The following is a 1,400-nucleotide window of genomic DNA, read 5'->3' as shown; positions in this document are numbered from 1 at the left end:
AAGGCCACGTCCAACATCTGCACCGCGCAGGCACTGTTGGCCATCGTCTCCTCGTTCTACGCCGTCTACCACGGCCCAGACGGCCTCAAGGCAATCGCCGAGCGCGTCCACAACAACGCCCGCACCCTGGCAACCACGCTGAAGGTCGCCGGCCGCGAACTGGTCACCGAGACCTTCTTCGACACCCTCACCGTCCGCGTCCCGGGCAAGGCCGCCAAGGTCATCGCCGCCGCCGAAGCACGCGGCATCAACCTGCGCCACATCGACGAGGACACCATCGGCGTCTCAGCCGATGAAACCACGACGACGGATGTCCTCTCCGCCATCGCCGTCGCCTTCGGCGCCGGTCCGGTTGTGGACGCGAAGGGCTTTGAACTGCCCGAATCGGTGCTCCGCACCTCCGAGTACCTGCAGCACCCCGTGTTCAACACGCACCGTTCCGAGACCCAGCTGCTGCGCTACATCCGCAGGCTCAGTGACCGCGACCTCGCCCTGGACCGCACCATGATCCCGCTGGGTTCCTGCACCATGAAGCTGAACGCCACGGCAGAGATGGAAGCCATTTCCTGGCCGGAGTTCGCCTCCATCCACCCGTTCGCCCCGGATTCCCAGACCGTGGGCTGGCGCGAACTCATCGGCGGGCTGGAAGCTGACCTCGCGGAAATCACCGGGTACGACCAGGTCTCCCTGCAGCCGAACGCCGGCTCCCAGGGCGAGCTCGCCGGCCTGCTGGCCATCCGCGGCTACCACCTGTCCCGCGGGGATGACCAGCGCACGGTCTGCCTGATCCCGGCGTCGGCCCACGGCACCAACGCAGCCTCCGCCGTCCTGGCCGGCATGAAGGTCGTAGTGGTCGCCACCGCGGCGGACGGAAGCATCGACCACGCTGACCTTGACGCCAAGATCGAGGCGAACAAGGATGTCCTCTCGGCGATCATGATCACCTACCCGTCCACGCACGGGGTCTACGACGCCGACGTTACCGAAATCTGCGACGCCGTGCACGCTGCCGGCGGCCAGGTCTACGTGGACGGCGCCAACCTCAACGCGCTCGTTGGCTTGGCGCAGCCGGGCAAGTTCGGCGGCGACGTCTCGCACCTGAACCTGCACAAGACGTTCTGCATCCCGCACGGCGGCGGCGGACCCGGCGTTGGCCCGGTCGCAGCGAAGGCGCACCTGGCACCCTTTATGCCCGGCGATGCCAACAAGGCAGCGCACGAAGCGGGTCACGGCGTGGCCATCAGCGCATCCAACTACGGGTCCGCCGGTGTCCTGCCGATCTCCTGGGCGTATGTGAAGCTGATGGGCGCCGAGGGCCTGACCGAGGCCACGAAGTCGGCGCTGCTCGCGGCGAACTACGTTGCGGCTCGCCTGAACGAGTACTTCCCGGTCCTCTACAC

Annotated in this window: 1 pseudogene; it reads left to right on the top strand. The window is 67.3% G+C overall.

Annotation, left to right across the window (positions count from 1 at the left end):
* Positions 1-1,400, top strand: a pseudogene (locus CXR02_RS21845) (glycine dehydrogenase (aminomethyl-transferring)); the annotation flags it as partial.

The sequence above is a fragment of the Arthrobacter sp. 4R501 genome, from assembly GCF_002929755.1.
Classification (GTDB): domain Bacteria; phylum Actinomycetota; class Actinomycetes; order Actinomycetales; family Micrococcaceae; genus Arthrobacter.
The sequence above is the reverse complement of the archived record's forward strand: the minus strand, read 5'-3'. Positions and strand labels throughout refer to the sequence as shown.